Here is a 24,102-nt window from a genome sequence, read left to right on the forward strand (position 1 = left end):
GAGCATGGTCCGGTCCTGCCGGGTGAATGGCCCGGAATTCTGCCGGGTGAATTGGATATCGCCCTCACCTGCTCTGGACATCCGACCCGACTCCCAAGGTATCCCTGGGTGATACTTCCGGCGAGTTGGGCTATTCGGGTGGGTCGAGGCGCCGGGAAACGGCGGGTTCCCGCGCGATGACGGCGCCGGCTGTGATGCAGGCGGCGATGACGACGCAGAGTCCGATCAGCCAGGACAGCACGGTGAAGACGGCACCCAGCGACCCGTACCGGTCCAGGCTGCGGTTGAGCGCGGTGGGTACGTACAGCTTGGAGACCACCGTCAGCGCGGTCATGGCCACCCCGGTGAGGAGCGCACCGGGCAGCAGCGGCAGCCAGGGGATGCGCGCGGCCAGCAGCAGATGCTGGGTCCACCACCAGACGCCCACCTGGGTGACCAGCAGGAGCGGCAGGCCCAGCCACGGCCCCGCGCCGAATCCGCTGCGCAGCGGTCCTTGCAGGGCGAGCACGACCAGCCAGGCCGCGATCCACACGAGCCATCTCCAGGCGGCGATCCGCGCGCTCGCACTCGGCAGCCGCCAGGCGCGCTGGCACAGCCGTTGCATGGCACGGCTGCAGGCGGTGGCGGACAGCAGCACCATCAGCCCGCTGACCGCCCCGGTGCTCTGCCGCAGGCTTTCGGAATCGGCCTGGAAGACCTTCTTCAGCTCCTGTTCGGCGGAGCCGTTGATACCGAAGACGTCATGCAGGGAGCTGACGATCTCGTTGCGCACCACCTGGGGGGCGAAGGAGGCGAACACGAAGAGCAGGGGAACAGCGGTCAGGAAAACCTGGGCCGCCAGCCGTGTCGCGGAGTCCAGCAGGTTCACCGCGATCAGGTGCGAGGTGAGGTGGGTGATCACCGGAAACCGCCCCTCGGCGGTGTGACGTAGCCGCAGAAGCCGGGCCCGCAGATGTGCCGCCCGCCCGCGCAGGCGGCTCGCCGCGCCGCCCGTGGGCGAGCCGGATCCTCTGCCTGCGCGCATTCTGCTCCCGGGGTCGGGCCTGGGCTCCACGCCCGCGAGACGTGACCGCGCCACCAGGGTGCCGCCCGGGGCGCCCGCCGGGTCTGCGGCGCGAGCGCCGTTGCGCCGTACGGGGGAGAGGCCGCCTGTGGCGTTCCGGACGGAGCCGCTGATTTGTGGACGCGGGCGGGGGCGGTGACGATGGGGATCATGCGCGAATCCGGCGCCGTCGCGGGCAGGTGCGATGTGGCCGCCGTGTGCCTCGCGCGGCCATGTGGGGGCAGCGATGGTCTTTGACCTCGTCCTCATCGGCCTGGCGATCGCCCTGAACCCGCTGCCGGTCACCGGATTCGTCCTGGTGCTGTCGACCCCGGGCGGGATCTGGAAGGGGCTGGCCTTCGTCCTCACATGGCTGGCCTGCTTCGTCGGGATCATCGCCGCGGTGCTGCTCATGACCGGCGGGAAGCCGCCGGCGCCGAAGTCCCCGCCCTCCACGGCCGCACTGGCCGCCAAGCTGGCCATCGGCGTCGGGCTGAGTACGGCCACCTCCCGCTCCGCGAGGAACTCCATGGCGGTCGGATGCAGTCCGGCACGGGCGCCGACCGTGTCCCAGGGGCCCAGCTCCGCACGGCGCCGGCGGTGTCCGACCCGTACGAGGAGGATGTCGCCCCGGCCGACCCGGAGCCCCTGCCTGGCCTCGGCGGCGGCGAGGTCCTCGGAGGTCACGTGCGATCCGGGTTCGAGCCAGCGGACGCCGTGCAGCCGGGGGATGTCGAGCAGGACCCCGCGTCCGACGAAGCCGTCGCGGGCCAGGTCGACGGACTGGGCGCTCGCGCCGTCCGGCGACAGCGCGTCCGCCGCCGGGGTGCCGTCGCGCAGCGTGCCGTCGTAGCGGGTGAGCCAACGCCCGCACGGGCGTGCGGTCAGGCGGACGGCGTAGGAGCGGACGGCGTCGGCGGGGACGCAGTGGGAGCGGAGGCCGTCGGAGGGGGGCCGGTGTCCAGGAACTCGCGGATCGCGAAGGCGACCAGCACGATCACCACCGTCCACACCACGACGGCCGTGGTCGGGTAGCTCCAGGTGAACAGGACGATCGCGGCGACCGCCAGGATCGCGGCGCCGATCCACCGCTTGAAACGGTGCACGAACCGGCCGACCGCACCCAGCGTCAGCCCCGCCGACACGGCGACGTCGCGCAGGGCGCCGATGCTCCTGCGGCAGCCCGTACGGGTGAGGACGGCGGCCCGGGAGGGGCCGATGAGGAAGGCACCGGCGGCCGTCACGAGTGCGAGCGCACCGACCGCCCGCACACCGGCGCGCAGGAACCTGACCAGCGAGTCGAACACCGCGGCGGCGGCGTCCTCGGACGTCCCGACGGGCAGATGATCGAGGTAGATCGCCCGTACGAGGGCGAGGGCGACGCCGAGCAGCAGCATGGCGGCGAACACCCCGAGCGCGGCCCCGATCAGGGCCCGGCGGCGGTGGGTGGCCAGGTACACGCCCGCGGCGGCGATCAGCACGGCGATGATGGGGAGCCAGCCGCCGATGATGTCCAGCACCCTCAGATACGTCTTGATCTTGCCGACGTCCTTCGACGCGAACACCACGAAGTCCGTGTGGACGGCCGGGATCCGGGCGGCCGGTTTGAAGCCGGCGCTGACCAGTCGGTCCTTGACCTGGGCCACGATCGGTGCCACGTCGATGGTGACCTGACCGTTCTTGGCGGACACCGCGCCGGTGGCGTTGCCCGTGAGGGCCTTGTTCAACGCGTTGTGGGCCCGGCGGTTCGCGTTCACCCAGAGGGTGTCGAAAGCATTGCTGGAGACCACCCGTTCCACGGTGTTGCTGATCAGACTCTTCAGGCCGCTCGTGATCGGGCCGCTCAGGTCGCCGAGCAGTTTGGCCGCCCTGGGCGGGGCACCCTTCTGCGACGCCGCCTGCTCCAGCTCCTTGACCAGCTTGTCCACGTCGATCTGCGCCAGGACCGCGGTGGTGACCCGGTTGGTCACCGCCTTCTGCACATCCGGATTGCTCGCCAGCGGCCCGACGGTGGCGACATAGCGGTCCGTGTCCCGCACGATGGTGTTCGCCCAGACGGCGACGACGGCCAGCAGCGACAGCAGCGAGGCGAGCAGGATCAGCAGGACAGATCCCGTGGACCGGAGCCAGTGGTGCCCCGCCTCCCGTGGCGGCCCGGCGCTCTCCAGGGCGCTCACCCGGTGCCGCAGCTCGTCCAGCTCGTTGCGTTCCCGTGCCGAGAGCCGCCGTTCGCCGGACGGTTCTTCGGGGTGTTTGCCCGGGTCCGACGGGGGCTCGCTGCTCGTCATGGTTACAGGAGATCCATACGCGTCCGGCCCCGCGACCCGGGCCCGGCCCAACGGGTGAATACCGCACCGAAGTGCGGCTGCTTCCGTCCGATGATGCAATGGCATACGGGGCCGACGGATGCCATTGCATTCGAGGCCGATGGACGCAATGGCGTTCGAGGACAGGGGAATTCCACGATCACCCAGGGGTGAAGCCGTGAGCGATGAAGCCTTGAGCGATGAATTCGTTGAAATGGGACCGATCGACTATCTGGTCGTCGAGTTTCCCGGCAGCCGAATGACCGGCGAGGGATTTCCTCTGTTGGTCGATCTGGTGGACCGCGGCCTCATCCGCATCCTCGATCTGATGTTTGTCAAAAAGGAGGAGGACGGATCCGTGGTCGGCCTGGAAATCGCCGACCTCACCGGCGACGGAGCCCTGGACCTGGCCGTCTTCGAGGGCGCCTCCTCCGGCCTGCTGGGCCAGGACGACATCGAGGAGGCGGGCAACGCCCTGGAGCCCGGCAACTCCGCCGGAATCCTGGTCTACGAGAACCTGTGGGCCGCGCCCTTCGCAGCCGCCCTGCGACGCGGTGGTGCGCAACTGGTGGCCTCCGGCCGGATACCGGTGCCGGCCGTGCTGGCCGCCCTCGACGCGACGGAGTAGCGGGCAGGGCCCCGCGGCATCCGAAGAACGGCCGGGCGGCGCCCGAGGCTGCCGTCCGGAAGTGCGGGAGTGCGGGAGGCATCGGGTGACGGCAGACCAAGTGCTCCTGGGACTTGGCCTGATCGTCGTACTGGCCGCCCTCTCGCAGGTGGTGGCGAGCCTGCTGCGCGTCCCCGCGCTGATCGTGCTGCTGCCCGTCGGCTTCACCGCCGGCGTGCTGACGGACGACGTCAACCCCGAGCGGCTCCTGGGCAGCACCTTCTCGCCGCTGGTCTCCCACCGTCGCGGTGATCCTCTACGCTGCCCGGGCTCGGCTTGGACCTGAAGAGGTTCAGGGCCCACACCCGCGAGGCGGAGCGCGACAGCATCAGGGCCGCCGGGATCGAACTCGCCCCGGGGGAGCTGTTCGCCGCGGCCACGGGCACCGGCGCGGAGCTCGAAGGCCTCACCGGGGTCCTGCTCCTGACCCCCGTCAGCGGGCCGGGCGCTCGTCGAAGCGCGTGACGGCGGCCCGCACCCGGGCGAGATTCGCCGGAAGTCCGGCCGTGGCGTCCAGGGTGATGCCCGGCTCGTCCGCCGCCAGCGGCTCCAGCGTCTCGAACTGCGAGTCGACCAGCCGGGCCGGCATGAAGTGGTCGGCGCGCCGGGACACACGATCCCGCGCGGTGTCCCGGTCCAGGGCGAGGTACAGGTACCAGAGCCCGGAGCCCGCGGCCGCCCGGAGCTGGTCGCGGTAGGCGCGCTTGAGGGCCGAACAGGCGACGACCAGCCCCTCGCCGGCCTCGGCGGAGTGCCGGATACGGTCGGCGAGGACCCGCAACCAGGGCACGCGGTCGGCGTCGTCCAGGGGGTGACCGGCGGTCATCTTGGCGATGTTCGCGGCGGGATGGAAGTCGTCGCCGTCGATGAACGGCAGGCTCAACTGCTCGGCGACCGCCCTGCCGACGGCGGTCTTTCCGGAGCCCGACACGCCCAGGACCACCACGATCGGCGGCGTTTTCCCGGCCTCACCGCCTGCGTCGGACCTGGCTTTGGCTCCGGTCCCGGTTCCGCCCCCGGTCCCGGCTTCAGCACCGGCTCCGGTCCCGGCGCTGGTCACGGGCTCTCCGGGTCCCGTCCGGCAGCCGTCTGCCGCAAGTCGGCCTCCGTGAGGGGCTGGAGGGCCCCGCGGGTGTCCAGCCGGTACAGCAGGACAAGGGGCGGTCCGACGAGCACCACCGCGATGACCGTGACCAGCATCAGCCAGCGCAGTGTCGTCGAGGCACCGGCCGCCTGGGACACGGTCAGCGAGGTGGGGATGAGATAGGGCCGTTGGGCCAGTCCCCACGCCAGGACGACGAGGGCCACGCTGCCGACCGCGGTGACCCTCGCCCATCCCGTCGCGGTGCGGTACAGCAGCCACGCGGTGGCCAACGCGCTGACGACGGCGACCAGGACGAGGGCGAGACCGATTCCGCTGGTCAGCCCGTCGTGGACGTAGGGCGCGTCGTCATGGGTCACGGCGAGGCCGACGATCGCCAGCACGGCGAGGACGCCCAGGCTGCACCAGGCCCGCAGCCGGAAGTAGCCGACGAGGTCGGGGGCGTCGAAGCGGCGGGCGTCGGCGGTCAGGAACACCGCCCCGAGGAACGCGGTCGCGGCGACGGTGAGCAGCCCGGCGAGCACGGACGTCCCGTTGGACCAGGCGTCGGCGGACGCCTTCGTGTCAGGAGCCACCCGGCCCGTGGCGAGACCCCCGACCACCGCTCCGAGGAAGAAGGGCGTCAGGAGCGAGGAGACGGCGAAGACGGCGCCGTAGACCCTGCGTCGGGCGAGCCGCCGCGTCGGCTTGCGCAGCGCGAAGCCGGCGCCGCGCAGAACGAGCCCCACGGCCGCGAGTGCCAGGGGGAGCCACATGGCGGAGAAGACCGTCTGGAACAGGACCGGGAAGCCGGTCCACATGATGACCAGAACGAAGATGAGCCAGACGTTGTTGGTCTCCCACACCGGTTCCATGGCGTGGTCGATCAGCCACCGGGGGCGCTTGCCGCGTTCGGCGCCGCCCGCGACGAGGTCCCAGAATCCGGCGCCGTAGTCCGTGCCGCCCGCGCACGCGTAGGCGGCCACCGCGGCCAGCAGCACCCAGGCGACGACGTCCTCGATCATTCGTCCCCACCCCTGTCCCCGCCCCCGGTCGTGGACAACGGGCGGGGCCCGTAGGGGGTGTCGTCCTCCAGGTCCTCGGCGGTGGCTCCGGCGAGAGCGCCCTCGTCGGCCAGCCGCCACCGCCCGCTCATTTTCAGCAGGATGGTCAGGAAGGAACCAAGGACGAGGACGTAGACCACCACGACGATGCCGAACATCGTCCACAGGGACGCGGCACGGGTGTCCGTCACGGCCTCCGAGACCCGCATGTACTGGTAGACGATCCAGGGCTGCCGGCCCACTTCGGTCGTGATCCAGCCGCACTCCACGGTCAGCAGGCAGGCGGCGCCGGCGACAGCGGCAGACCGGAAGAACCAGCGCGACCGGGGCAGTTCACGGCGGCGCAGCCAGCACCAGCCGTACCAGAGCGCGAGCAGGACGAGCAGGCTGCCGATGGTCACCATGATGTCGAACGCCCAGTGGACGATGGTGGCCTGAGTCGCCGTCGGGCGGTCGCTCGCGGGGACCGACGACAGGCCCGTCACCTTGGTGTCCGGGCTGAAACCGGCGAGGATCGAGTCCAGTTGGGGGATCTTGATCCCGCCGGAGATCGACCCGTCGGGATGCAGACGCCCGAACATGTACTCCGGTACGTGGGTGTCGGTCTTCCAGACGATTTCGGCGGCCGCGAACTTCACCGGCTGCTTGTGGAAGACGGAGCGGGCGATCGAGTCGCCGAGCATGAACTGCACGGGGGTGAGAATCGCGGCGACGGAGAACGGCACCGTGAAGCCGAGCCGGTGGTAGCGGTCTCGCCGACCGCGCAGCAGGCCGACCGCGTACACCCCGGCTACGACATACCCGGCGGTCAGGATCACGCCGACCACGAAGTGCCAGTACTCGGGGCCGAACATCGGCGTGAAGACCGCCTGCCGCACGTTGACGTGCGCGGGCTTGCCGGACGCGTCGAGCGTGAAGCCGCGTGGGGTGTTCATCCAGGAGTTCGCGGCCACGATGCCGAACGCGCCCATCAGGGCGGTCAGCGGCAGGGGCAGGGCGAGCCAGAAGTGCGTCCACGGCTTGAGCCGGCGCCAGCCGTACAGGTAGATGGCGATGAGGATCGCCTCAAGGAAGAACGCCCATGCCTCGACGCCGAAACCGAGGCCGAAGACGTCGCCCCACCGGCCCATCATCCCCGGCCACAGCAGACCGAACTCGAAGGAGAGCACCGTGCCCGTCACGATGCCGATGGCGAACTGGACGGCCATGACGGCCGACCAGCGCCGCGCGAGCAGCAGGGCGACGGCGTCGCCCTTGCGCAGCCCGCGGTAGTGCATCAGGAGGGTGATGGCGGGCAGGGCCACACCGAAGGGCACGAGCAGGATGTGGGAGGCCAGGGTGAAGGCCATCAGCTCCCGGGCCGGTAGCAGCTGTGGTGGGCCGTCCGCCAGAAAATGGTCGATCACGCTGTTCACATGCGCGTTCACATAGGCCTCGGTGGCTCGTACCGGACGGCTGAAGGACGGTGCCTCTCAGCCACCCGTGGCGAAACCGGGGAACAGCGTCATTCCGCCGTCCACGTAGATCGTGGTCCCCACGACGTAGTCGAAGAGGTCGGACGCCAGCGCCGCCACCACGTTCGCGATGTCGTCCGGGTCGCCGACGCGGCGGTAGGGGATGAGCCGGAGAAGCTCGGACTCGGCCTCGGGGGTGTCCCAGGCGCTGCGGTTGATCGGCGTGCGAATCGCTCCCGGAGCAACGGCGTTCACCCGGATCCGGTAGGGCGCGAGCTCCTGCGCGAGGGTCGCCATGAGCATCTGCACCCCGCCCTTGGACGCCGCGTAGTTCACGTGGCCCGACCAGGGGATGATCTGGTGGACCGAACTCATGCAGATGATCTTCCCGGCGGAACGGGAGATCTCCGGGACGACGCCCCGCCGCATGAATTCCTTGGTCGCCTCACGGGCGCACAGGAACTGTCCGGTCAGATTGACGTCCAGCACCTTGTGCCACTGGTCGATGGTCATGTCGGTGATGGGGGCATCACGCTGGAGGCCCGCGTTGGCCACCATGACGTCAATGGTCCCGAACTCCTTGACCATGCGGGAGACCATGTCGACGACCTGGTCCTCCTGCGACACGTCCGCCTCGTGCGCGTAGGCGCGGACGCCGTATTCCTCGATCTCGCGCACCACCTCTTCCGCGGCGTCCCGCCCGGCCACGTAATTCACCACCACATCGGCGCCCACCCGCCCGAGGCCGATCGCCGTGGCCTTGCCGATACCGGAATTCGCGCCCGTCACCAGCGCTTTCTGCCCCTTGAGGAGCGGGCTGGCAAGGGGCTGGCGACCGTCATTGCCGCTGGTTTCCACTCGTTTCTCCCTGTGGGTGCCGACGCGGACCATCGGAGGAATCCGCTTTTCGGAGGAAATACGCCCCACAACGAAAACACTGGTGGGCCATGACGGCTCGGTGGCACGTCCTCTGTCAGCCGGTCGGGGTGCCGGCCCGGGCTGAACGGCCCAATGTCGGCCCTTCGGGCTGCCCGGGACGGCGCGGTCGGCTACTCGGTGCCGGTGCGGGCCTCCCGGCTGGTTCCGACGCACAGCGCCCAGATGACGAAGGCATCCACGGCGATCAGCACGATGGCCCAGACGGGGTAGTACGGCAGCCACATGAAGTTGGCGATCATCGACAGGCCTGCCAGGACGACTCCGACCACGCGTGCCCACGCCGCTCCACTGAACAGGGCGACGCCCGCGAGGACGACCAGGGCGCCGAGGGAGAGGTGGATCCAGCCCCAACTCGTCAGATTGAAGTCGTAGGCGTAGTTGCGGGTGACGACGAAGACGTCGTCCTGGGCGATGGCGGAGATTCCTTCGAATATCGCCATTGCCCCGCCGAAGATCATCATGACCCCGGCGAAGGCGGTCCAGCTGGACACCCACACGCCTCCGCCGCTCCCGGTGCCGCGTTGGTGGTGCATTCCAGTCGTGGTCATTTCGAGCTCCTCCCACGTAGACCTCTCCACCGACCGGTGACCGGCCGGTGGTTCACATTTCAGCTTGCCATGAGAATCGTCGACCGGCAGAACGGAGGAATGTGCGCAGGGCGGCGCCGAGGTCGATGTGCGAGGGAATCCATGCGGTGCTCCAATGGGAGTGTCCGAGGCGTCGACAATTGCGCGTCGGCCGGGGAAGTTTTGTTTATTTTCCGAGCCGATATTCCACATGCATCCTGCGATATATGCCGAGATATCGTGCGAGATGCGAGAAAGGAAACCGCCGTGCCAGGTCTCCTCCGCGGGGTCGCCCGCACAGCCGTAGTGGCCGGTACCGCGACCGCCGTGTCGAACCGTGTGTCACGTCGTCAACAGGGGCGATGGGCCCAGCATGAGTACCAGGAGGCCCCGCCGCAGCCCGCGCCCTCGGCCGCGCCCCCGCCCGCCCAGCCGGCCACGGCCGACGACATGAGCAGCAGGATCGATCAGCTGAAGCAGCTCGGGGAACTCAAGGCCCAGGGTGTCCTGACCGAGGCCGAATTCGAGGATCAGAAGCGCAAGATCCTCGGCTAGGGGTCTGCTCGGGGTCTGCTAGTAGGTGTACTGCCCGTCGGAGTGGCCTTGCGTACGTGTTTTCCGTCGTCGTTACGGTTGTTGCCGTCGGTCCGACGTGTACCTTCGTGTCTCGCGCTCCCCTGAAGTAGGCACCCATAAGAGTCTCGCCCCGTCACCGGCGTCACGCAACGCGGCATCCGTCTGCCGCGCTCGTGCAATCCGAAGGAGAGTCGGGCATGGCCACGTTTCCCACCGCACGGGCCGTCAGGATGACTCCGGAAGGTCTTCTGTGGGAGCCCAGCGAGCGCTGGGTGCGCGGGCGCAAGGGCGATGTCACGGTCGTCGACAGCCGGCACCCGGTCCTCGTATGGGAGCCCGGACTGCCCGTTCCGCTGTACGCGTTCCCCCGTGAGGAGGTCCGTGAGGAACTGCTCCGCCCGGCGAAGAACCCTCCGACGGGCACGCACTTCGGATCGCGGATCTTCTACGACCTCGAAGTCGGCGGTGGGCTGCTGGAGAACGCGGCCTGGACGTTCCCCGCCGACGACCTGGCCGGCCACATCTCGTTCGAATGGTTCCGGCGCAGTGGCCGGGGACTCGACCACTGGTACGAGGAGGAGGAAGAGATCTTCATCCACCCCCGCGATCCGCACAAGCGGGTGGACGCCATCCCGAGCAGCCGGCACGTCCGGGTCGAGATCGACGGCACTGTCGTCGCGGACACCCGCCGCCCGGTGCTGCTCTTCGAGACCGGCCTGCCGGTGCGGTACTACATTCCGCGCGAGGACGTCCGCCTCGATCTGCTCGTCCCCACCGAGCACAGCACCGGGTGCCCGTACAAGGGCACCGCCGAGTACTGGTCGTGGCGGGGTGACGCCGACGTTCCGCCCAACCTGCTGTGGAGCTATCCGGACCCGCTGCCCGCGGTGGGCGCCGTCAAGGGACTCCTCGCCTTCTACAACGAAGCGGTCGACATCACCGTGGACGGCGAGCGCGTGGAGCGCCCCGTCACCCCGTTCAGCAAGACGCCGGCGGCGCGACCGCCGACGTAACGGCCGGTGGAGCGTGTATGCCCCGCACGGAACGGCCCGAGCTGACCGTGCTGGACCGGCCCTCCAGGTGGTCCGAGGAAAGATGCCCGGCTTCCTGCGGGGAGATGCAGGTGCAAGGCCTGCCCGGTGCTCCACACAGCCCCGCCTCCGGCGTTCCGGAGGCGGGGTTTGCTTCGTGCCGGCCGGTTCCGTGCCGGAACTGTGCGGCACGGCACCGGACTTGGTGGTGGTTACTTGGCCTTGTTGACGAAGTCGTTGGTGTAGGTCTTGGACAGGTCGACGGTGTGGCCCTTGACCGTCGGGTCGAAGGCGGAGAGGACCTTGTAGACGGTCTTGGGGCCGTCGGCGGGCATCAGGCCGTCGGGGGAGTACATTCCCTTCTCGTTCTGCAGGGCCTTGGTGTAGACGTCCTTGCCGACGCCCGCGTAGTAGTCGGTCGGCATCTTGTCGGCGATCTCGGCGGCGGAGTGGGACTGGATCCACTTGAGCGTCTCGACATAGACGTTGACCAGCTTCTGCACCACCTCCGGGTTCTTCTGGACGTACCCGGTGGTGAGGTAGAGACAGGAGGCCGGGTAGGTGCCGCCGAGCGCGGCCTTGGCGCCCGCGGCCGTGCGAATGTCGATCAGCGGCTTGGCCAGCTTCTTCTGCTCCAGCAGCGAGATGGTCGGCTCGGTGGTCATACCGGCGTCGATCTGCTTGTTCTGCATCGCCGCGACGAAGGTGGAACCCGCGCCCACGGCGACCGAGACGGCCTTGCCCGCCGTGACGCCGTTCTTGGCCTCCAGGTACTGGGTGAGGAAGTTGCTGGAGGAGCCGAGGCCGGTCACACCGAGGTGCTTGCCGCTGAAGTCGGCGGGGCTCTTGATGCTGCCGGCCTTGTCGGCGCGGACCATCTCGACCTCGCCGGGGGCGCGGAGGAGTTGCACGACGGACTCGGCGGACTTGCCCTTGGACTGCAGGTCGACGGTGTGGTCGTAGAACCCGACCACCGCGTCCACCTGGCCGGAGATCATGGCCGTCTCGGCCTCGACCCCGCCCGGCTCGTCGGAGAACCGCACATCCAGGCCCTGCGCCTGGTAGTAGCCGAGCTCCCGGGCGAGTATCACCGGCAGATAGATCTGCTTGTCGAGGCCGCCGGCCATGATCCGTACCGCGGGCGTGCCGCCGCCGCTCTTGGACGCGACCGTGGCGCTGGACATGCCCCCTGCGCTGCACGCGGGCACGGCCAGGGCGAGGGCGACGCAGGCGGCCTTGGCGAGCAAGGACGTGGTGACCGGCTTCATCACTGGTCTCCTTTGCGAGCGGGTGGGCGGGGACATGCAGGCGTGGCGCAGAAGGTACCCGCCCGGGGGCTCGTGCTCACGGCCGGGGCCGCCCAGGCGGCAGGCACCTGGGCGGCCCCGTGACCGGCGAAGACTCAGCCGTTCGGCCCCGCCGGGGTCGTGGTGGTCTTGAAGCCCTCGGTCTTGTTGGCCTTGATGGCGAAGTCGTTGGTGAACGTCGTGGCGAGGTTCACCTTCGAGGTCGCGTGGCCGACCAGTTCCTCGGTCGCCAGGACGGTCTTCGGGCCGCCGGCCGGCATGATGCCGTCCGGGAGGAACTGGCCCTTGTCCTGGGTCAGGGCCGAGATGTAGTCGGCCTTGGTGACCAGCTGGTTCTGCACGTACGACTGCGGGAGCTTGTTCGCGATGTCGGTTGCGCTGTGGGTGTTGATCCAGTGCATGGTGGCGACGAGCGCGTTGACCACCCTCTGCACCGCATCCTTGTGCGAGTTCACCCAGTCGGTACGGGCGATGACGCTCGCCGCCGGCCAGGCGCCGCCCATCGCCGCCTGGGCACCCTGGGTGGTTGCCAGGTCGATCGCGGACGTACCGACGCCCTTCTTCTGGATCGCGGCGACCGTCGGCTGCGTCGTCATGACGCAGGTCCGCTCCGTCTTCGAACGCGGCTCCAAGCTCGGCGCCGGTCCGGTGCTGCGGCTGTGGCGCGCGATCCTCACCTTCTTCTCCCGCTGGTGGCAGATCGAGTCCCTCTACCGCGCCAACGCCAAGTACCGGCCCGTGTGGGAACCCCGCTTCCTCCTCTTCGAGAAGACCAGCGACCTCCCGCGCATCGGCCTCGCGAGCGCCCGCGCCGAGGGCTTCCTCACCTCGCCGCGGCTGCCCGTTCTTCCGGGGCGCAGGCGGACGCCCGCAGCTTCCGACCGCGGACCCGCCACGGAGCAAGCCGGGACGGGCCCTGTGCGGACTGGTGACCGTGGTGCTCAGCCGAGCTGAGTGACCTTGGGTACATCCCATGGTGACATTCCCCGATGCCACCTGGTGTATCTCGCTATCAGGGCGCGGCGTCAACGCCGGTCGCTGCTAGCCGTGTTCACCGGAGGCGAGGCGGCATGCGGCGGACTGCGCACCTTCTGGGAAGGGTTCGCGCTCAGTGTGACCAACCCGAAGACGATCGTGTTCTTCGCCGCCGCACCTCCACAGTTCGTCGACCCCGAAGTGGGCGCGTCGTGCCGCAGATGCTGCTGCTCGGCCTGGTCTTCAACGCCATCGCGGTCGCTGCCGACAGCGTGTGGGGCTGGTCGCGTCCACCGTCCGGGACTGCTTCGCCCACTCTCCACGCCAGCTCTGCCTGGTCGGCGGTGTCGGCGGACTCACGAAGATCGGCCTCGGCGTGGCCGTGGGAAAGTTTGGCGCTCCATCACGTTTCGATGGCCTGCTATCGCAACCTCTTTGTCCGGCTTATGTCGCATGCGTATTTCGTCTATACGGGAACCTCATAACAAGCTCAAGGATCTCGAAGGTCGATCGCATTTGACGAACGGGTGGGGCATGATTAATTCCACGGAGGCCGCCATTGGACTCTGCGGCTGAGCGTAAAGTTTCTATCATCAAGTCCCCATTCCTCTTGTTGAGGGGCATGGGTGGGCCACAGCCTGATCAAGCTCGGAAGTATCCGAGCGGAAATTCATCGGGGGGCGTTCTTTCGGTTTGGGGCTTGGAATCTGCTGATCCGTCCGCAAACTGCTTTCGCCTGCCCAGAGAGAGGAACAAGGAATGCTGAAAAGCCTCAAGCGCGTTTTGACGGTCGCCGGCGTGTCCAGTGCAGCGGTTGCCCTTGCGGCGACCAGCGCGTTCGCGTCTGGCGTGAATTACCCTTCGCAGAGCAAGAACGTGTCGTACGGGAACTGCACGGTCACCGTCAGCGGGCACTCTTCGTACAGCTCGACGTACGGGGGCTATGTGTTCATCGGGGACTCGTCGGCAAATTCTATTTACTGCTCCGAGGCGTACGTCGAGGTCGTCTGGATCGACAAGAGTGGAAATGAGCAGTACAAGAAGGTTTACTCGTACGGCGGTGCGACTGAAACTGCGAACGCGGTCTACAAGCTTCTGCCCAGCCAGTACTCCAAGGTGCTGGAAGTCGTTGGATATGGCATCAATGGTACCCACAGCACTCCCACCGCGTACCTGTACTTCTGAGCCACGGCGACGGGCGATCAGACAAAGGTAAGTAGACGGACTGCACTGATGCCCCGCCGGACTCTCCGGCGGGGCATCAGTGCGGGGCCGCCCGGGTGATGGACACCTGGGCGGCCCCGTGAGCGCCGTCAGACTCAGCCGTTCGAGCCCGCCGGGGCCGTGGTGGTGGTGAAGCCCTCCAACTTGTTGGCCTTGATGGCGAAGTCATTGGTGAACGTCGTACCGAGGTTCACCTTCGAGGTCGCGTGGCCGACGAGTTCCTCGGTCGCCAGAACGGTCTTCGGGCCGCCGGCCGGCATGATGCCGTCGGGGAGGAACTGGCCCTTGTCCTGGTTCAGGGCGGTGATGTAGTCGGCCTTGGTCACCAGTTGGTTCGACACGTACGACGACGGCAGCTTGTTCGCGATGTCGGCCGCGCTGTGCGTGTTGATCCAGTGCATGGTTGCGACGAGCGCGTCGACGACCTTCTGGGCCGCGTCCTTGTGCGAGTTCACCCAGGAGGTCTGGGCGAGGACGGACGCGGCCGGCCAGGTGCCGCCGAGTGCCGTCTTGGCGCCGTCAGTGGTGGCCAGGTCGATCGCGGAGGTGCCGATGCCCTTCTTCTCGATCGCGGCCACCGTCGGCTGCGTCGTCATGACGCAGGCGGTCTTGCCGTTCTCCAGCGCGGCGATGGCGGTGGAGCCCTGGCCGATGCCGATCCGGCTGAACTGGCTGGCCTTGACGCCCTTCTGCACGCCCATGAACTGGGTGAGCGTGTCGGTGCCCGACCCGATGTCGGTGACACCGAGCGTCTTCCCCTTGAAGTCCGCGCCGGAGTGGACGCCGCTCTTCGGGACGCACATCTCCCGCTCGCCCGGCGCGCCGGACAGCTGGACGATGTCCTCGACCGCCTTGCCCTTCACCTGGAAGTCGATGGTGTGCACGTACCAGGCGCCGGCCATGTCCACCTGCCCGGAGGCCATGGCGTCCTCAGCGCCGATACCGCCGCTCTGCTCGGTGCTCAGCGAGACGTTGACGCCGTACTTCTTGTAGAAGCCGAGGTTCTGGGCGAGTTCGTACGGGAGGTAGATCTGCTTGTCGATGCCGCCGACCATGATCTTGACGGTCGGCATGCCACTTGAGCTGCTGGAGCTGCCCGAGTTGCTGGAACAGGCGGTGGCGGCACCGAGGGTGAGGACGGCGATGAGGGACGCGGCAACGGCGGCGGGTCGTCTGGACATGGCAGGCACTTTCCTTCCGGGGAGAAACAGAGGGGATGGTGATGGGGAGGGGGACGGGGACGGGGCGGACGGGGATGGAGTCAGAGGGAGCTGACCTCGGACGGGGCCGGCGGGCGCCAGGCGAGCAGCCGGTGCTCGAGCTTGCCGATCAGCCACTCGGCGCCGAGCACGATGACCGCGATGACGACCATGGTCGCGAACACGCCGTCGGGGTCGAAGTTGTCCTGCGCGGTCTTGATGACCAGGCCGAGGCCCTTCTGCGCGCCGAGCACCTCGCCGACCAGTGCGCCGACGATGGCGAAGCCGAAGGCGCTGTGCAGGCTGGCGATGATCCAGGTGAGCGCGGACGGCACGGTGACGTGCCGGATGATCTGCAGCTGTGAGGCGCCGAGCACCTTGGCGTTGGCGAGGATGTTGCGGTCGACCTCACGGACACCCTGGAAGGCGTTGAAGAAGACGATGAAGAACACCAGGACCGCGGCGAGCAGGACTTTCGGGAGCGTTCCGATGCCGAACGCGATCATGAAGATCGAGCCGAGGACGATACGCGGGATCGCGTTCACTACCTTGATGTAGGGGCCGAGCACTTCGGAGAGGAAGCGGCTCTGGCCCAGCGCGATGCCGAAGATCACTCCGGAGACGGTCCCGAGGGCGAAGCCGATGAGCGCCTCCTGGACGGTGGTCCAGATGTCCGCGTAGTAGGACCCCTGCTCGGTGCCGTGCTGGAAGAGTTCGACCAGCCGCTTGGCTATGCCGGTCGGCTGCCCGAAGAAGAACTTGTCGACGATCCCCCAGGTGGTGAACGCCTGCCAGCCGCCGATGACGATGGCCGCGAGGACGATGCGGCCCGCCCACGTCAGTGCGACGCGCTTGCGGACCTGCCGCTTGGCGGCTGCCGCGGCCGAGGACTGTGCGCCGTCCTTGACCGGAGCGGCGGAAACGGTGGACGTCGTGCTCATGCCTTACCTCCTGCGGTGCGTGCGTAGGCGCGCTCCACCTCCTCGCGCAGCGAATCCCAGATCTGGTGCTGAAGTTCGACGAAGCGGGGCTGGAAGCGGATCTCCTGGACCGAGCCGCGCGGGCGCGGCAGGTCGATGTCGAAGACCGCCTTGACCGACCCGGGGCTGGACGTCATGACGACGACCCGGTCGGCGAGCGCCACGGCCTCGTCGAGGTCGTGGGTGATGAAGATGACCGACGGCCGGATCTGCTCCCACAGGCCGAGCAGCTCGGTCGACATGATCGCCTTGGTCTGCACGTCCAGGGCGCCGAACGGCTCGTCCATGATCAGGATCTTGGGTTCGTTGATCAGCGCCGCGGCCATCGCCACGCGCTTGCGCATACCGCCGGAGAGCTGGTGCGGATAGCGGTCCTCGAACCCCGACAGACCCACCCGGCGCAGCCAGTCGCGGGCCGAGGCCTGGGCCTTCTGCTTGGGGACGCCGCGGAAGACCGGGCCCATCAGCACGTTGCCGAGGACGGTCTTCCAGGGCAGCAGCGCGTCGGACTGGAACATGAAGCTGACGCCGTCGGTGACACCGTCCACCTCACGGCCGCCGACCTTGACCGAGCCCTCGCTGGGCCGGTCGAGCCCGGAGACCATGCTCAGGGTCGTCGACTTGCCGCAGCCCGTCGGGCCCACCACCGCGCAGAACTGGCCAGGCTCCACGGTGAACGAAACGTCCTGCAGCGCCGTGAACACCTCACCCGCAGGAGTCAGAAATCGTTTGGTGAGCCCTGAAATCTCGACTCGCGCGCTGTCCTGGCCGCTTTTGTCGGCGGCCGGGCTCAACGCGGCATCGTTTTGCGAAGCCATCTGAGGCCGTCTCCTTCCTAACCTCGGGGTCGAGGAAGGCAGACGCTAGAGGCCGCCCCGTATTACGTCGCTGTTTCAGACGTATCTCGCGTTAGTTGTGTTAACCGGGGTTCTGCGCGTTCTGCTCAGCGGGCCGGGGGTGGGCAGCATGTCCCTGGTGGGGCACAATCACGCCACCACGGGTTACGGCGAAGGGGCCGGGCCCGGCAGCAAGACAAGGGCGAAGGCACCTGTGATGCCCATCCGAATCCGGATCGGCCGCGCCAGGAAGGGGAGGCTCTCCGCGCGGATCCTGGCCAACCAGCTGGCCATCCTGGCCCTCTCCGGAGCCATCGGTTTCGTACTGTTCGCGTTCGCTCAGCGGGCCGAGATCGACCGTTCCTACGAGCAGCGGGCGCTGGCCATCGCGCAGACCACGGCCGCCGAGCCGCAGATCCAGCAGGCCATGGAGTACGGCGGTGGCGGCGACATCGTGCAGACCGTCGCCGAACGGATCCGGAACGCGTCGAAGGCGTCGTACGTGGTCGTGATCGACCTGCATGGCATCCGCCACTCGCACCCCACCCCGGCGCTGATCGGCGAGCCGGTGGGCGATCCGATCGTGGTGCTGGACGGCCTTTCCCACGTCGGCACCGACCAGGGCGCGACCGGGCGGTCCGCCAACGGCAAGGCTCCGCTGAAGGGGCCCACCGGCACGCTGGTCGGCGAGGTGTCGGTCGGTATCCCGGAACACGACGTACTCGGCGAGCTGTGGCGGGAGCTGCCCACCTTCGGCCTGTATGCCACGATCGCCACCGCGCTCGGCTCGGCGGCCGCGTTCCTCCTGGCCAGACGCCTGAAGCAGACGACATTCGGGCTGGAACTGGAGGAGATCGCCGGGCTGCTGCAGGACCGGGAGGCGATGCTGCACGGCATCCGGGAGGGTGTGGTCGCCTTCGACCCGGAGGGCCGGGTCACCGTCATCAACGACGAGGCCCGCCACCTGCTCGGTCTGGGCACGGCACTGGGCAGCCGGCTGGACGAACTCCTGCCCGAGGGGCGGCTGCGCCGGGCCCTGGACGGCACCCTCGGCGGCACGGACATCACGGTCCTCACCGACGACCACTGCCTGGCCGTCAACCGGATGCCGGTGACGCTGCACGGCCGCGCGCTGGGAGCGGTGGTCACCGTGCGGGACCGCACCGAACTGGTCGGACTGCTCAGGGAGCTCGACTCGGTGCGCGGGCTGACGGACGCACTGCGGGCCCAGCAGCACGAGTTCACCAACCGGATGCACACCCTGGCCGGGCTGCTGGACGTGGGGGAGTACGAGTCCGCGTACGAGTACGCCGTCGAGCTGGCCGGCGCCGACCAGGAGCTGACCGAGTCGGTGCGCGAGCACATCGGCAACGCGCTGATGGTGGGTCTGATCGTGGCCAAGACGACGGTCGCCGCCGAGCGCGGCGTACGGATCGTGCTGGACGAGGACTCCGCGCTCGGAGAGCAGCCGCCGCATCTGCACCGGCTGCTGACCATCGTCGGCAACCTGCTGGAGAACGCGCTCGACGCCGCGGTCGGAGGACCGACCCCGGCGGGCGGCCGTGAGGTGCGGCTCACCGTGGTCGAGGCCGGGACGGAGGTGCTGGTGCGGGTGGCCGACACCGGTCCGGGCATCCCGCCGGGCGCGGCCGAGTCCATCTTCGAGGACGGCTGGTCGACCCGGCCGGACCGGGGCACCGCCCGGCGGGGCCTGGGACTGGCCCTGGTCCACCGGCTGGTCCAGCGGCACGGCGGCATCATCACGGTCAGCGAGGGGCCCGGAGCGGTCTTCACCGTGACGCTGCCCCTGCCGGACGCCGTGCCCGCGCCGCAGGGCGCACTGTTCACGACGGCCCTGCCGGTACCGGCAGGCGCTCTGGCCGCGGCCGATGGAGGGGAGCGCTGGTGATACGGACCCTGGTGGTGGACGACGACTTCCGGGTGAACGGACTCCACTGCACCTATGTGGCCCGCGTCGAGGGCTTCGAGGTCGTCGGGCAGGTGGCGAACGTGGCCGAGGCGCTGGACGCCGTCCGTACGCTCCACCCGGAACTGCTGCTCCTCGACATCTTCCTGCCCGACGGCAGCGGTCTCGACGTGCTGCGGCAGCTGACCGGCGACGCGGGCGGCGCCCGCCCCGACGCCATCGTGATCACGGCCGACCGGGACATCACCTCCGTACGGACCGCGATGAAGCTCGGAGCCGTCGGATACCTCGTCAAGCCCTTCGGCGCCGCCGCCCTGGCCGAGCGGCTCACCGCCTACCGCGAACTCCAGCACCGGGTGGACGTCCTGGGCCCGGAGGCGGAGACCGACCAGGCCGACGTGGACGCCCTGTTCAGCGTCGTCCGCCCCACCGCCCTGCCCACCGTCCCGGCCAAGGGCCACTCCGCGCCGACCCTCGCCCTGCTCCATGAGGTGGTCCGCAGCGCCCGCCGGGACCTGTCGGCGGCCGAGGCGGCGGAGCTCACCGGCGTCTCCCGCGCCACGGCCCAGCGGTACCTCTCCTATCTCGTACGGGAGGGCATGGTCCGGCTGGAACTCCGCTACGGCGCGACGGGCCGCCCCGAACACCGCTACCGGACCGTGTCCTGACTTGTGCCATGTGCGGCGTACGTCGAAGATCGCCTCTTCCAGTTCCGGGTCCTGCGACTCGTCCGCCCGGACAACCGCCATCTACTCGACGAGCCGAGGGGTAGGCCGACTGCAGCGTTGCCCGCGCCGCCTCGACGACCGGTGTGGTCGCTCAGTACGCGCTTGGACAGCGGCGGCAGCGCGGAGTGCGGTTCGCTGAAGCGGGCGGGACGCTGGAGGAGGGTCCAACGCTTGCCCAGGAGATGGAAGACGCCCTCTGTGCAGGAGCAGGAGTGCACCGGCAGGCTGGTCTCGGCCATGGCACCTGGGACCGCCGGTCCTGTCCAGGTGCTACGACGCCTTCCGCGAGGTGATCGAGTCGACGCTCTTCCCGTACTTCGTGATCGCCGAGGCCCTGGACGACGCAGCTCATGCACCTCCACGAACCGGCGGGCGGCGGCGAAGCCCTGCCGCAGGCACGGCGGCAGACTCTCGAAGGGGCGGGGCGCATCCGCCACGTCACCCGTTCACAGCAGTACGTCGCCGCCCTCACCCGTTTCGTCCGGGCGTCGTCCTGAGGCACACGCCGTGCCGCAGCGCGGGCTGTGCCACTCATCGGTACCGTCGGAAGCGAGCGGAAGGAGGCAGGGCGTCGTGACCGTGATCTCCCTGAAGTCCACGCTGGTGAGGAAGGGACTCGTCCTCCCCTACGCCGAAGCCGGATACCCCAGCGGCACACCGGTCGTCTTCGTGCACGGGCTCGGCGACTCCTGGTGGTCCTTCGAGCCCCTCCTGAGGCGTCTCCCGGCCTCCCTGCACGGTTACGCACCCACCCAGCGCGGCCATGGCGACGCGGACCGCCCTCCCGACGGCTACAGGCCCGAGGACTTCGCCTCCGACCTCGTGGCCTTCCTGGACGCCGTCGAGATCGACCGCACCCTTCTCGTCGGATCCTCCACCGGCGGAGTGCATGCCCGGCTGGTCGCGGGCAGTCACCCCGACCGGATCTCGGGACTGGTGCTGATCGGTGTCCCGGGCACGCTCGCGGACAAGCCGGCCGTGGCCAGGCTGCAGGAGGACGTCGGGGGCCTCTCCGACCCCGTCCCCCGAGAGTTCGTCGAGGACTTCATCGCCTGTATGGTGGCCCGACCGATGGCCAGAGGACTCATCGAGACCATGATCGACGAAGGGCTCAAGCTCCCCGCGTATGTCTGGAAAGAGACCCTGAGCGGACTGCTCGGTACCGATCTGCCCGCAACCCTCGCAGGCGTCCTGGTGCCCACCCTCGTCATCTGGGGCGACCAGGACGGCCTCCTGCCGCGCAGCGACCAGCAGACCATTCTGGACGCCATCCACGGATCACACCTCCTCGCCTACGAGGGCGGAGGGCATGTCGTCCACTGGGAACAGCCCGAACGCGTGGTCGCCGACATCGCCGCCTTCGCCGCCCGCATCGAACACCCGGGCGCTCCGGACACGCCGTGAAGTCCGCTGCCGTCAGGGGCCGGTGGGCGCGGCGGTGGTGGGAGCCGTCGCATCCGCGCAGGGCGGCGGCGCTCCTTTGTTGGCCGTGGGCCAGAGCACCCCCATTTCTCGATGTCCTCGACGTGTTCGGGCACATCCTGGATTTCCTCGGCGAACGACGGTGACGGCGCCCTGGGCGGCCGGATACCGTACCCGTCAGTAACCGGACCGGACCGGACGGACCGCACCGCAGGAGGCGACCCATGCCGCAGCTCGAAGTCGACGGCGCCACACTGACGTACGACGACGAGGGCCCCCGTGACGGTGACGGCGTGCCCCTGGTGTTCATCCACGGCTGGACGGCCAACCGCCGCCGCTGGGACCACCAGTTGGCGCACTTCTCCCCGAAGCGCCGGGTCATACGCCTCGACCTGCGCGGGCACGGCGAGAGCGACGGGTCGGGGCGGCGGACCGTCGAGGAGCTGGCCGGGGACGTCCTCGCCGTCCTCGACCACCTGGAGGCCGACCGGTTCATCCCCGTCGGTCACTCCATGGGCGGGATGATCGCGCAGACCCTGGCCCTCGAGCATCCCGAGCGGATCGAGCGCATGGCGCTGGTGAACTCGATCAGCCGTATGACCTACAGCCGGGGGAGGGGCCTGCTGATGGCGGTATCGACGCGGGTGCCCTTCAAGCTGTTCGTCGCCGCCAACATCCAGCGGGCCTTCGCGCCCGGCTACCCGCGGGAGCAGATCCGGGAGTGCATCCGGGCTTCCTCGGCCACGCCGCGCGAGGTGGTCATGACGTGCTACGGGGCGATGCGGTCCTTCGACGTCCTGGACCGGGTCGGCGAGATCCGCACGCCCACGCTCCTGGTCCACGGCTACCACGACATCCAGCTGCCCGTCTCGCAGATGCTGCGGATGGCGAAGGCCTACCCGGACGCGGTGGTCCGGATCGTGGACGCCGGCCACGAACTGCCGGTGGAGAAACCGGCGGAACTGACCTCGGCCCTCGACCGGTTCGTGACCGGCGGAGCATGAGCCGCCGAGCCGAAAGGTCAACCGGACGCCGCTCGTGCCCTGCTCGGCCAGGGCCGGCTGGGCGGTGGGCCTGAAAACATGTGCGGATCGGGAATCCGGTCGACACGGTGAGGACATGAATCACCAGCACGACGACGTCTCCGGCTTCGCCGCCACGCCCCGGTCTACGCCTACGGACTGGGTCACCACACCCATCACCGCGGATCTCCTGCGCGGCGCGCTCGACCTGGAGCGCACCGCGCACGGAGTGCTGCCCCATCGGCTGCCCGCCCGGGCCCGCGCGCAGTGCGCCGACGGGCAGCTGGCCATGGCGGAGGCCCAGCCCTCCGGTGCGCGGCTGGTCTTCCGCACCCGGGCCACGGCCGTCGACCTGGACACGCTCCCCACCAAGATGGCCTACCAGGGCGCCCCGCCCCGCCCGGACGGCGTGTAGGACCTGCTCGTCGACGGCCGCCTGGCCGGCCGGGCGAGCGCGCCCGGCGGCAATGTCCTGACCGTGGACATGACCACCGGCTCCGTCGAGACCCCGCCCGGCGCCGGTCGGCCCCGGCCCAGGGCCCGAGCCGGCGGCGGATCCGACGACCTCGCCGTCGCCGTGAGCCGCGGACGGGCTGCCGGCGAGGCTCTCGTCGGGGGCGTCAAGCGTCCGTCCCCGGCGACTCCACCGTGCTTCCCCGGTGACCCCGCCGGGGCCGGAGCGGAGGTCCGCCCCGGCCGACGCACTCCGTCAGGACGACAGTCCGGCGGACGACAGCCACGTCTTGGCGACGTCCAGCGGGTCCTTGTTGTCGTTCTGCACCTGGGCGTTGAGCTTGACCAAGGCGTCCGTGTCGAGCTTCGCCGACACGGCGTTGAGCGCGGAAACTCCGGCGGAAGTGAGATCGCTCTTGTAGGCCAGCGGCGTCACGTTCTCAAATCCGAAGAGATTCTTCGGGTCCTGCAGGACCACGAACTTGTTCTTCGTGATTCCGGGGTCGGTCGTGAAAATATCCGCGGCCTGAATGTTGTTGCCCTTGAGGGCGGCAACGGTCAGCGGACCACCCGCGTCCAGCGCCTTGAACGACTTGAAATTGAGGCTGTATTCGGACTTGAGGCCCACCAGCCCCTGCTTACGGGTCTGGAACTCCGGCGAACCACCGATGACCAGGTCCTTCGCCGCATCGGTGAGGTCGGCGATCGTCGACGTGGCGGTGAGGCTGTACTTCTTGGCCGTGGCCTCGTTGAGCGCGATCGCGTCCTTGTCCTGGGCCTCGGAGGGCTCCAGCAGGGACAGCTTCGCATCGAGCTTCGCCGTGATGGCCTTGCCGGTGTCCGCGACCGTGGTCGGGGCAGCCTTGGCGTCCAGGTAGGCCAGCAGGGCGCCGTTGTACTCGGGCAGGACGGTGATCGTGCCGTTCTTGATCAGACCGTAGGTGGTCTCGCGGCTGCCGATGTTCAGCTTGTAACTGACCTTGATGCCCTTGGCCTTCAGGGCCTCGCCGTAGATGTCGGCGAGCAGGATGCTCTCGGGGAAGTTGTTGGAGCCGACCACGACCGTTCCGCCCTTGGCGGAGCCGCCCTGCAGCGGGTCCTTGCCGCTCGAGTTGTCGGAGGAACCGCAGCCCGTGAGGGCGGCCGCGGCCACAACCAGCAGGGATGCAGCGTACGTTGCGGTCGTTCTGGTGCTTCTGGCGTGGGTCACGTTGGTCATCCAGACTTGTGCATGGGCGGTCGGAGGCCGGAAGGCATGGCCGGAAGGCATGGCGTGATGACGATCCAAGCGAGCGCAGTAACG

General features: G+C 69.0%; 24 protein-coding genes and 5 pseudogenes. 15 read left to right on the forward strand and 14 right to left on the reverse strand.

The features are described from left to right. Nucleotides 1–130 precede the first annotated feature (130 nt). Nucleotides 131–1,312, reverse strand: coding sequence for a YhjD/YihY/BrkB family envelope integrity protein (locus tag OG747_RS43195; RefSeq protein WP_405885991.1), 1,182 nt, complete (start codon nucleotides 1,310–1,312; stop codon nucleotides 131–133). Between OG747_RS43195 and OG747_RS43200 the strand changes: the two are divergent. Next, nucleotides 1,290–1,613: pseudogene (locus tag OG747_RS43200) on the forward strand (GAP family protein); the annotation flags it as partial. The gene OG747_RS43195 and the pseudogene OG747_RS43200 overlap by 23 nt on opposite strands. On the opposite strand, the pseudogene OG747_RS43205 reads toward OG747_RS43200, so the two are convergent. Both OG747_RS43205 and OG747_RS43210 read right to left on the reverse strand, forming a co-directional pair. Then, nucleotides 1,598–1,930: pseudogene (locus OG747_RS43205) on the reverse strand (cyclase family protein); the annotation flags it as partial. The pseudogenes OG747_RS43200 and OG747_RS43205 sit on opposite strands and share 16 nt — an antisense overlap. After that, complete coding sequence (locus tag OG747_RS43210) at nucleotides 1,927–3,330, reverse strand: hypothetical protein (protein ID WP_405884800.1); 1,404 nt, start codon at nucleotides 3,328–3,330, stop codon at nucleotides 1,927–1,929. The gene OG747_RS43210 and the pseudogene OG747_RS43205, both read right to left, overlap by 4 nt. A 232-nt stretch (nucleotides 3,331–3,562) precedes the next feature. On the opposite strand from OG747_RS43210, the gene OG747_RS43215 reads away from it, so the two are divergent. The 3 genes from OG747_RS43215 (at nucleotide 3,563) to OG747_RS43225 (ending at nucleotide 4,480) form a co-directional block, all read left to right on the forward strand. Beyond that, on the forward strand, nucleotides 3,563–3,976 hold the full coding sequence (locus tag OG747_RS43215) for a DUF6325 family protein (RefSeq protein ID WP_405885993.1): 414 nt from the start codon (nucleotides 3,563–3,565) through the stop codon (nucleotides 3,974–3,976). An 85-nt stretch (nucleotides 3,977–4,061) separates the two neighbouring features. Beyond that, nucleotides 4,062–4,301 (forward strand): hypothetical protein, encoded by a 240-nt coding sequence (locus OG747_RS43220; protein WP_405884801.1) that lies wholly within the window; start codon nucleotides 4,062–4,064, stop codon nucleotides 4,299–4,301. Next, nucleotides 4,292–4,480 carry a hypothetical protein gene (locus tag OG747_RS43225; RefSeq protein ID WP_405884802.1) on the forward strand — a complete coding sequence of 63 codons (189 nt, stop codon included), beginning with the start codon at nucleotides 4,292–4,294 and terminating at the stop codon, nucleotides 4,478–4,480. Before OG747_RS43220 ends, OG747_RS43225 begins: the two co-directional genes overlap by 10 nt. On the opposite strand, the gene OG747_RS43230 is transcribed toward OG747_RS43225, so the two are convergent. The 5 genes from OG747_RS43230 to OG747_RS43250 all read right to left on the reverse strand — a co-directional run bounded on the left by OG747_RS43230 (nucleotide 4,449) and on the right by OG747_RS43250 (nucleotide 9,101). Further along, on the reverse strand, nucleotides 4,449–5,075 hold the full coding sequence (locus tag OG747_RS43230) for a gluconokinase (protein ID WP_405884804.1): 627 nt from the start codon (nucleotides 5,073–5,075) through the stop codon (nucleotides 4,449–4,451). The genes OG747_RS43225 and OG747_RS43230 overlap by 32 nt on opposite strands. Then, nucleotides 5,072–6,121 (reverse strand): cytochrome d ubiquinol oxidase subunit II, encoded by a 1,050-nt coding sequence (locus OG747_RS43235; RefSeq protein ID WP_405884805.1) that lies wholly within the window; start codon nucleotides 6,119–6,121, stop codon nucleotides 5,072–5,074. The genes OG747_RS43230 and OG747_RS43235 overlap by 4 nt, the downstream gene beginning before the upstream one ends. Further along, complete coding sequence (locus OG747_RS43240; protein WP_405885995.1) at nucleotides 6,118–7,509, reverse strand: cytochrome ubiquinol oxidase subunit I; 1,392 nt, start codon at nucleotides 7,507–7,509, stop codon at nucleotides 6,118–6,120. The genes OG747_RS43235 and OG747_RS43240 overlap by 4 nt, the downstream gene beginning before the upstream one ends. A 123-nt stretch (nucleotides 7,510–7,632) precedes the next feature. After that, nucleotides 7,633–8,472: an SDR family oxidoreductase gene (locus OG747_RS43245; protein ID WP_405884807.1), complete on the reverse strand. Its 840-nt coding sequence runs from the start codon at nucleotides 8,470–8,472 to the stop codon at nucleotides 7,633–7,635. A 191-nt stretch (nucleotides 8,473–8,663) separates the two neighbouring features. Further along, on the reverse strand, nucleotides 8,664–9,101 hold the full coding sequence (locus OG747_RS43250) for a hypothetical protein (RefSeq protein WP_405884808.1): 438 nt from the start codon (nucleotides 9,099–9,101) through the stop codon (nucleotides 8,664–8,666). Between the two features lie 285 nt (nucleotides 9,102–9,386). Between OG747_RS43250 and OG747_RS43255 the strand changes: the two genes are divergently transcribed. Next, nucleotides 9,387–9,674 carry an SHOCT domain-containing protein gene (locus OG747_RS43255; protein ID WP_405884809.1) on the forward strand — a complete coding sequence of 96 codons (288 nt, stop codon included), beginning with the start codon at nucleotides 9,387–9,389 and terminating at the stop codon, nucleotides 9,672–9,674. A gap of 218 nt (nucleotides 9,675–9,892) precedes the next feature. Continuing rightward, the gene (locus OG747_RS43260) at nucleotides 9,893–10,708 is read left to right on the forward strand and encodes a DUF427 domain-containing protein (RefSeq protein WP_405884810.1); all 816 of its coding nucleotides are present in this window, start codon (nucleotides 9,893–9,895) and stop codon (nucleotides 10,706–10,708) included. Nucleotides 10,709–10,938: 230 nt separating this feature from the next. On the opposite strand, the gene OG747_RS43265 is transcribed toward OG747_RS43260, so the two are convergent. Together OG747_RS43265 and OG747_RS43270 are read right to left on the reverse strand one after the other, a co-directional pair. Next, nucleotides 10,939–11,994, reverse strand: coding sequence for an ABC transporter substrate-binding protein (locus OG747_RS43265; protein WP_405884811.1), 1,056 nt, complete (start codon nucleotides 11,992–11,994; stop codon nucleotides 10,939–10,941). A gap of 134 nt (nucleotides 11,995–12,128) precedes the next feature. Further along, a complete protein-coding gene (locus OG747_RS43270) occupies nucleotides 12,129–12,629 on the reverse strand; it encodes a hypothetical protein (RefSeq protein WP_405884813.1) in 501 nt (166 codons plus the stop codon). Nucleotides 12,630–12,639: 10 nt separating this feature from the next. On the opposite strand from OG747_RS43270, the pseudogene OG747_RS43275 reads away from it, so the two are divergent. The 3 genes and pseudogenes from OG747_RS43275 to OG747_RS43285 form a co-directional block, all read left to right on the forward strand. Continuing rightward, nucleotides 12,640–12,987: pseudogene (locus OG747_RS43275) on the forward strand (phosphatidylglycerol lysyltransferase domain-containing protein); the annotation flags it as partial. A gap of 39 nt (nucleotides 12,988–13,026) precedes the next feature. After that, nucleotides 13,027–13,405: pseudogene (locus OG747_RS43280) on the forward strand (LysE family translocator); the annotation flags it as partial. A 362-nt stretch (nucleotides 13,406–13,767) separates the two neighbouring features. Continuing rightward, nucleotides 13,768–14,193 (forward strand): hypothetical protein, encoded by a 426-nt coding sequence (locus OG747_RS43285; RefSeq protein ID WP_405884814.1) that lies wholly within the window; start codon nucleotides 13,768–13,770, stop codon nucleotides 14,191–14,193. 134 nt (nucleotides 14,194–14,327) lie between these two features. Here OG747_RS43285 and OG747_RS43290 read toward each other — a convergent pair whose 3' ends face one another. From OG747_RS43290 to OG747_RS43300, 3 genes are all read right to left on the reverse strand, one after another. Then, nucleotides 14,328–15,413 carry an ABC transporter substrate-binding protein gene (locus OG747_RS43290; RefSeq protein ID WP_405884815.1) on the reverse strand — a complete coding sequence of 362 codons (1,086 nt, stop codon included), beginning with the start codon at nucleotides 15,411–15,413 and terminating at the stop codon, nucleotides 14,328–14,330. Nucleotides 15,414–15,493: 80 nt separating this feature from the next. Then, on the reverse strand, nucleotides 15,494–16,372 hold the full coding sequence (locus OG747_RS43295; RefSeq protein ID WP_405884817.1) for an ABC transporter permease: 879 nt from the start codon (nucleotides 16,370–16,372) through the stop codon (nucleotides 15,494–15,496). Further along, nucleotides 16,369–17,229, reverse strand: a complete 861-nt coding sequence (locus OG747_RS43300; protein ID WP_405884819.1) for an ABC transporter ATP-binding protein — start codon at nucleotides 17,227–17,229, stop codon at nucleotides 16,369–16,371. The genes OG747_RS43295 and OG747_RS43300 overlap by 4 nt, the downstream gene beginning before the upstream one ends. A 235-nt stretch (nucleotides 17,230–17,464) precedes the next feature. On the opposite strand from OG747_RS43300, the gene OG747_RS43305 reads away from it, so the two are divergent. The 6 genes and pseudogenes from OG747_RS43305 to OG747_RS43330 form a co-directional block, all read left to right on the forward strand. Next, nucleotides 17,465–19,156: an ATP-binding protein gene (locus OG747_RS43305; protein ID WP_405884820.1), complete on the forward strand. Its 1,692-nt coding sequence runs from the start codon at nucleotides 17,465–17,467 to the stop codon at nucleotides 19,154–19,156. Next, complete coding sequence (locus OG747_RS43310; protein WP_405884822.1) at nucleotides 19,153–19,842, forward strand: response regulator; 690 nt, start codon at nucleotides 19,153–19,155, stop codon at nucleotides 19,840–19,842. The genes OG747_RS43305 and OG747_RS43310 overlap by 4 nt, the downstream gene beginning before the upstream one ends. A 410-nt stretch (nucleotides 19,843–20,252) precedes the next feature. Then, the gene (locus tag OG747_RS43315) at nucleotides 20,253–20,399 is read left to right on the forward strand and encodes a hypothetical protein (RefSeq protein ID WP_405884823.1); all 147 of its coding nucleotides are present in this window, start codon (nucleotides 20,253–20,255) and stop codon (nucleotides 20,397–20,399) included. 76 nt (nucleotides 20,400–20,475) lie between these two features. Then, nucleotides 20,476–21,306, forward strand: coding sequence for an alpha/beta fold hydrolase (locus tag OG747_RS43320; protein ID WP_405884825.1), 831 nt, complete (start codon nucleotides 20,476–20,478; stop codon nucleotides 21,304–21,306). Between the two features lie 242 nt (nucleotides 21,307–21,548). Next, nucleotides 21,549–22,328: an alpha/beta fold hydrolase gene (locus tag OG747_RS43325; RefSeq protein WP_405884827.1), complete on the forward strand. Its 780-nt coding sequence runs from the start codon at nucleotides 21,549–21,551 to the stop codon at nucleotides 22,326–22,328. A gap of 115 nt (nucleotides 22,329–22,443) precedes the next feature. Beyond that, a pseudogene (locus tag OG747_RS43330) lies at nucleotides 22,444–22,864 on the forward strand (lipase); the annotation flags it as partial. 191 nt (nucleotides 22,865–23,055) lie between these two features. On the opposite strand, the gene OG747_RS43335 reads toward OG747_RS43330, so the two are convergent. Next, nucleotides 23,056–24,018: an ABC transporter substrate-binding protein gene (locus OG747_RS43335; protein ID WP_405884828.1), complete on the reverse strand. Its 963-nt coding sequence runs from the start codon at nucleotides 24,016–24,018 to the stop codon at nucleotides 23,056–23,058. Nucleotides 24,019–24,102: the final 84 nt, after the last annotated feature.

This window comes from Streptomyces sp. NBC_01384, assembly GCF_045040035.1.
In the GTDB taxonomy this organism is placed as follows: domain Bacteria; phylum Actinomycetota; class Actinomycetes; order Streptomycetales; family Streptomycetaceae; genus Streptomyces.

Excerpts from the sequence above, each read along its gene's own strand:
- OG747_RS43195 (WP_405885991.1), bottom strand. The coding sequence starts at position 1,312 with ATGAGGACGAGGTCAAAGACCATCGCTGCCCCCACATGGCCGCGCGAG.
- OG747_RS43210 (WP_405884800.1), bottom strand. The coding sequence starts at position 3,330 with ATGACGAGCAGCGAGCCCCCGTCGGACCCGGGCAAACACCCCGAAGAA.
- OG747_RS43215 (WP_405885993.1), top strand. The coding sequence starts at position 3,563 with ATGGGACCGATCGACTATCTGGTCGTCGAGTTTCCCGGCAGCCGAATG.
- OG747_RS43235 (WP_405884805.1), bottom strand. The coding sequence starts at position 6,121 with ATGATCGAGGACGTCGTCGCCTGGGTGCTGCTGGCCGCGGTGGCCGCC.
- OG747_RS43240 (WP_405885995.1), bottom strand. The coding sequence starts at position 7,509 with ATGGCCTTCACCCTGGCCTCCCACATCCTGCTCGTGCCCTTCGGTGTG.
- OG747_RS43250 (WP_405884808.1), bottom strand. The coding sequence starts at position 9,101 with ATGACCACGACTGGAATGCACCACCAACGCGGCACCGGGAGCGGCGGA.
- OG747_RS43260 (WP_405884810.1), top strand. The coding sequence starts at position 9,893 with ATGGCCACGTTTCCCACCGCACGGGCCGTCAGGATGACTCCGGAAGGT.
- OG747_RS43265 (WP_405884811.1), bottom strand. The coding sequence starts at position 11,994 with ATGAAGCCGGTCACCACGTCCTTGCTCGCCAAGGCCGCCTGCGTCGCC.
- OG747_RS43270 (WP_405884813.1), bottom strand. The coding sequence starts at position 12,629 with ATGACGACGCAGCCGACGGTCGCCGCGATCCAGAAGAAGGGCGTCGGT.
- OG747_RS43285 (WP_405884814.1), top strand. The coding sequence starts at position 13,768 with ATGCTGAAAAGCCTCAAGCGCGTTTTGACGGTCGCCGGCGTGTCCAGT.
- OG747_RS43290 (WP_405884815.1), bottom strand. The coding sequence starts at position 15,413 with ATGTCCAGACGACCCGCCGCCGTTGCCGCGTCCCTCATCGCCGTCCTC.
- OG747_RS43295 (WP_405884817.1), bottom strand. The coding sequence starts at position 16,372 with ATGAGCACGACGTCCACCGTTTCCGCCGCTCCGGTCAAGGACGGCGCA.
- OG747_RS43300 (WP_405884819.1), bottom strand. The coding sequence starts at position 17,229 with ATGGCTTCGCAAAACGATGCCGCGTTGAGCCCGGCCGCCGACAAAAGC.
- OG747_RS43305 (WP_405884820.1), top strand. The coding sequence starts at position 17,465 with ATGCCCATCCGAATCCGGATCGGCCGCGCCAGGAAGGGGAGGCTCTCC.
- OG747_RS43315 (WP_405884823.1), top strand. The coding sequence starts at position 20,253 with ATGCACCTCCACGAACCGGCGGGCGGCGGCGAAGCCCTGCCGCAGGCA.
- OG747_RS43325 (WP_405884827.1), top strand. The coding sequence starts at position 21,549 with ATGCCGCAGCTCGAAGTCGACGGCGCCACACTGACGTACGACGACGAG.
- OG747_RS43335 (WP_405884828.1), bottom strand. The coding sequence starts at position 24,018 with ATGACCAACGTGACCCACGCCAGAAGCACCAGAACGACCGCAACGTAC.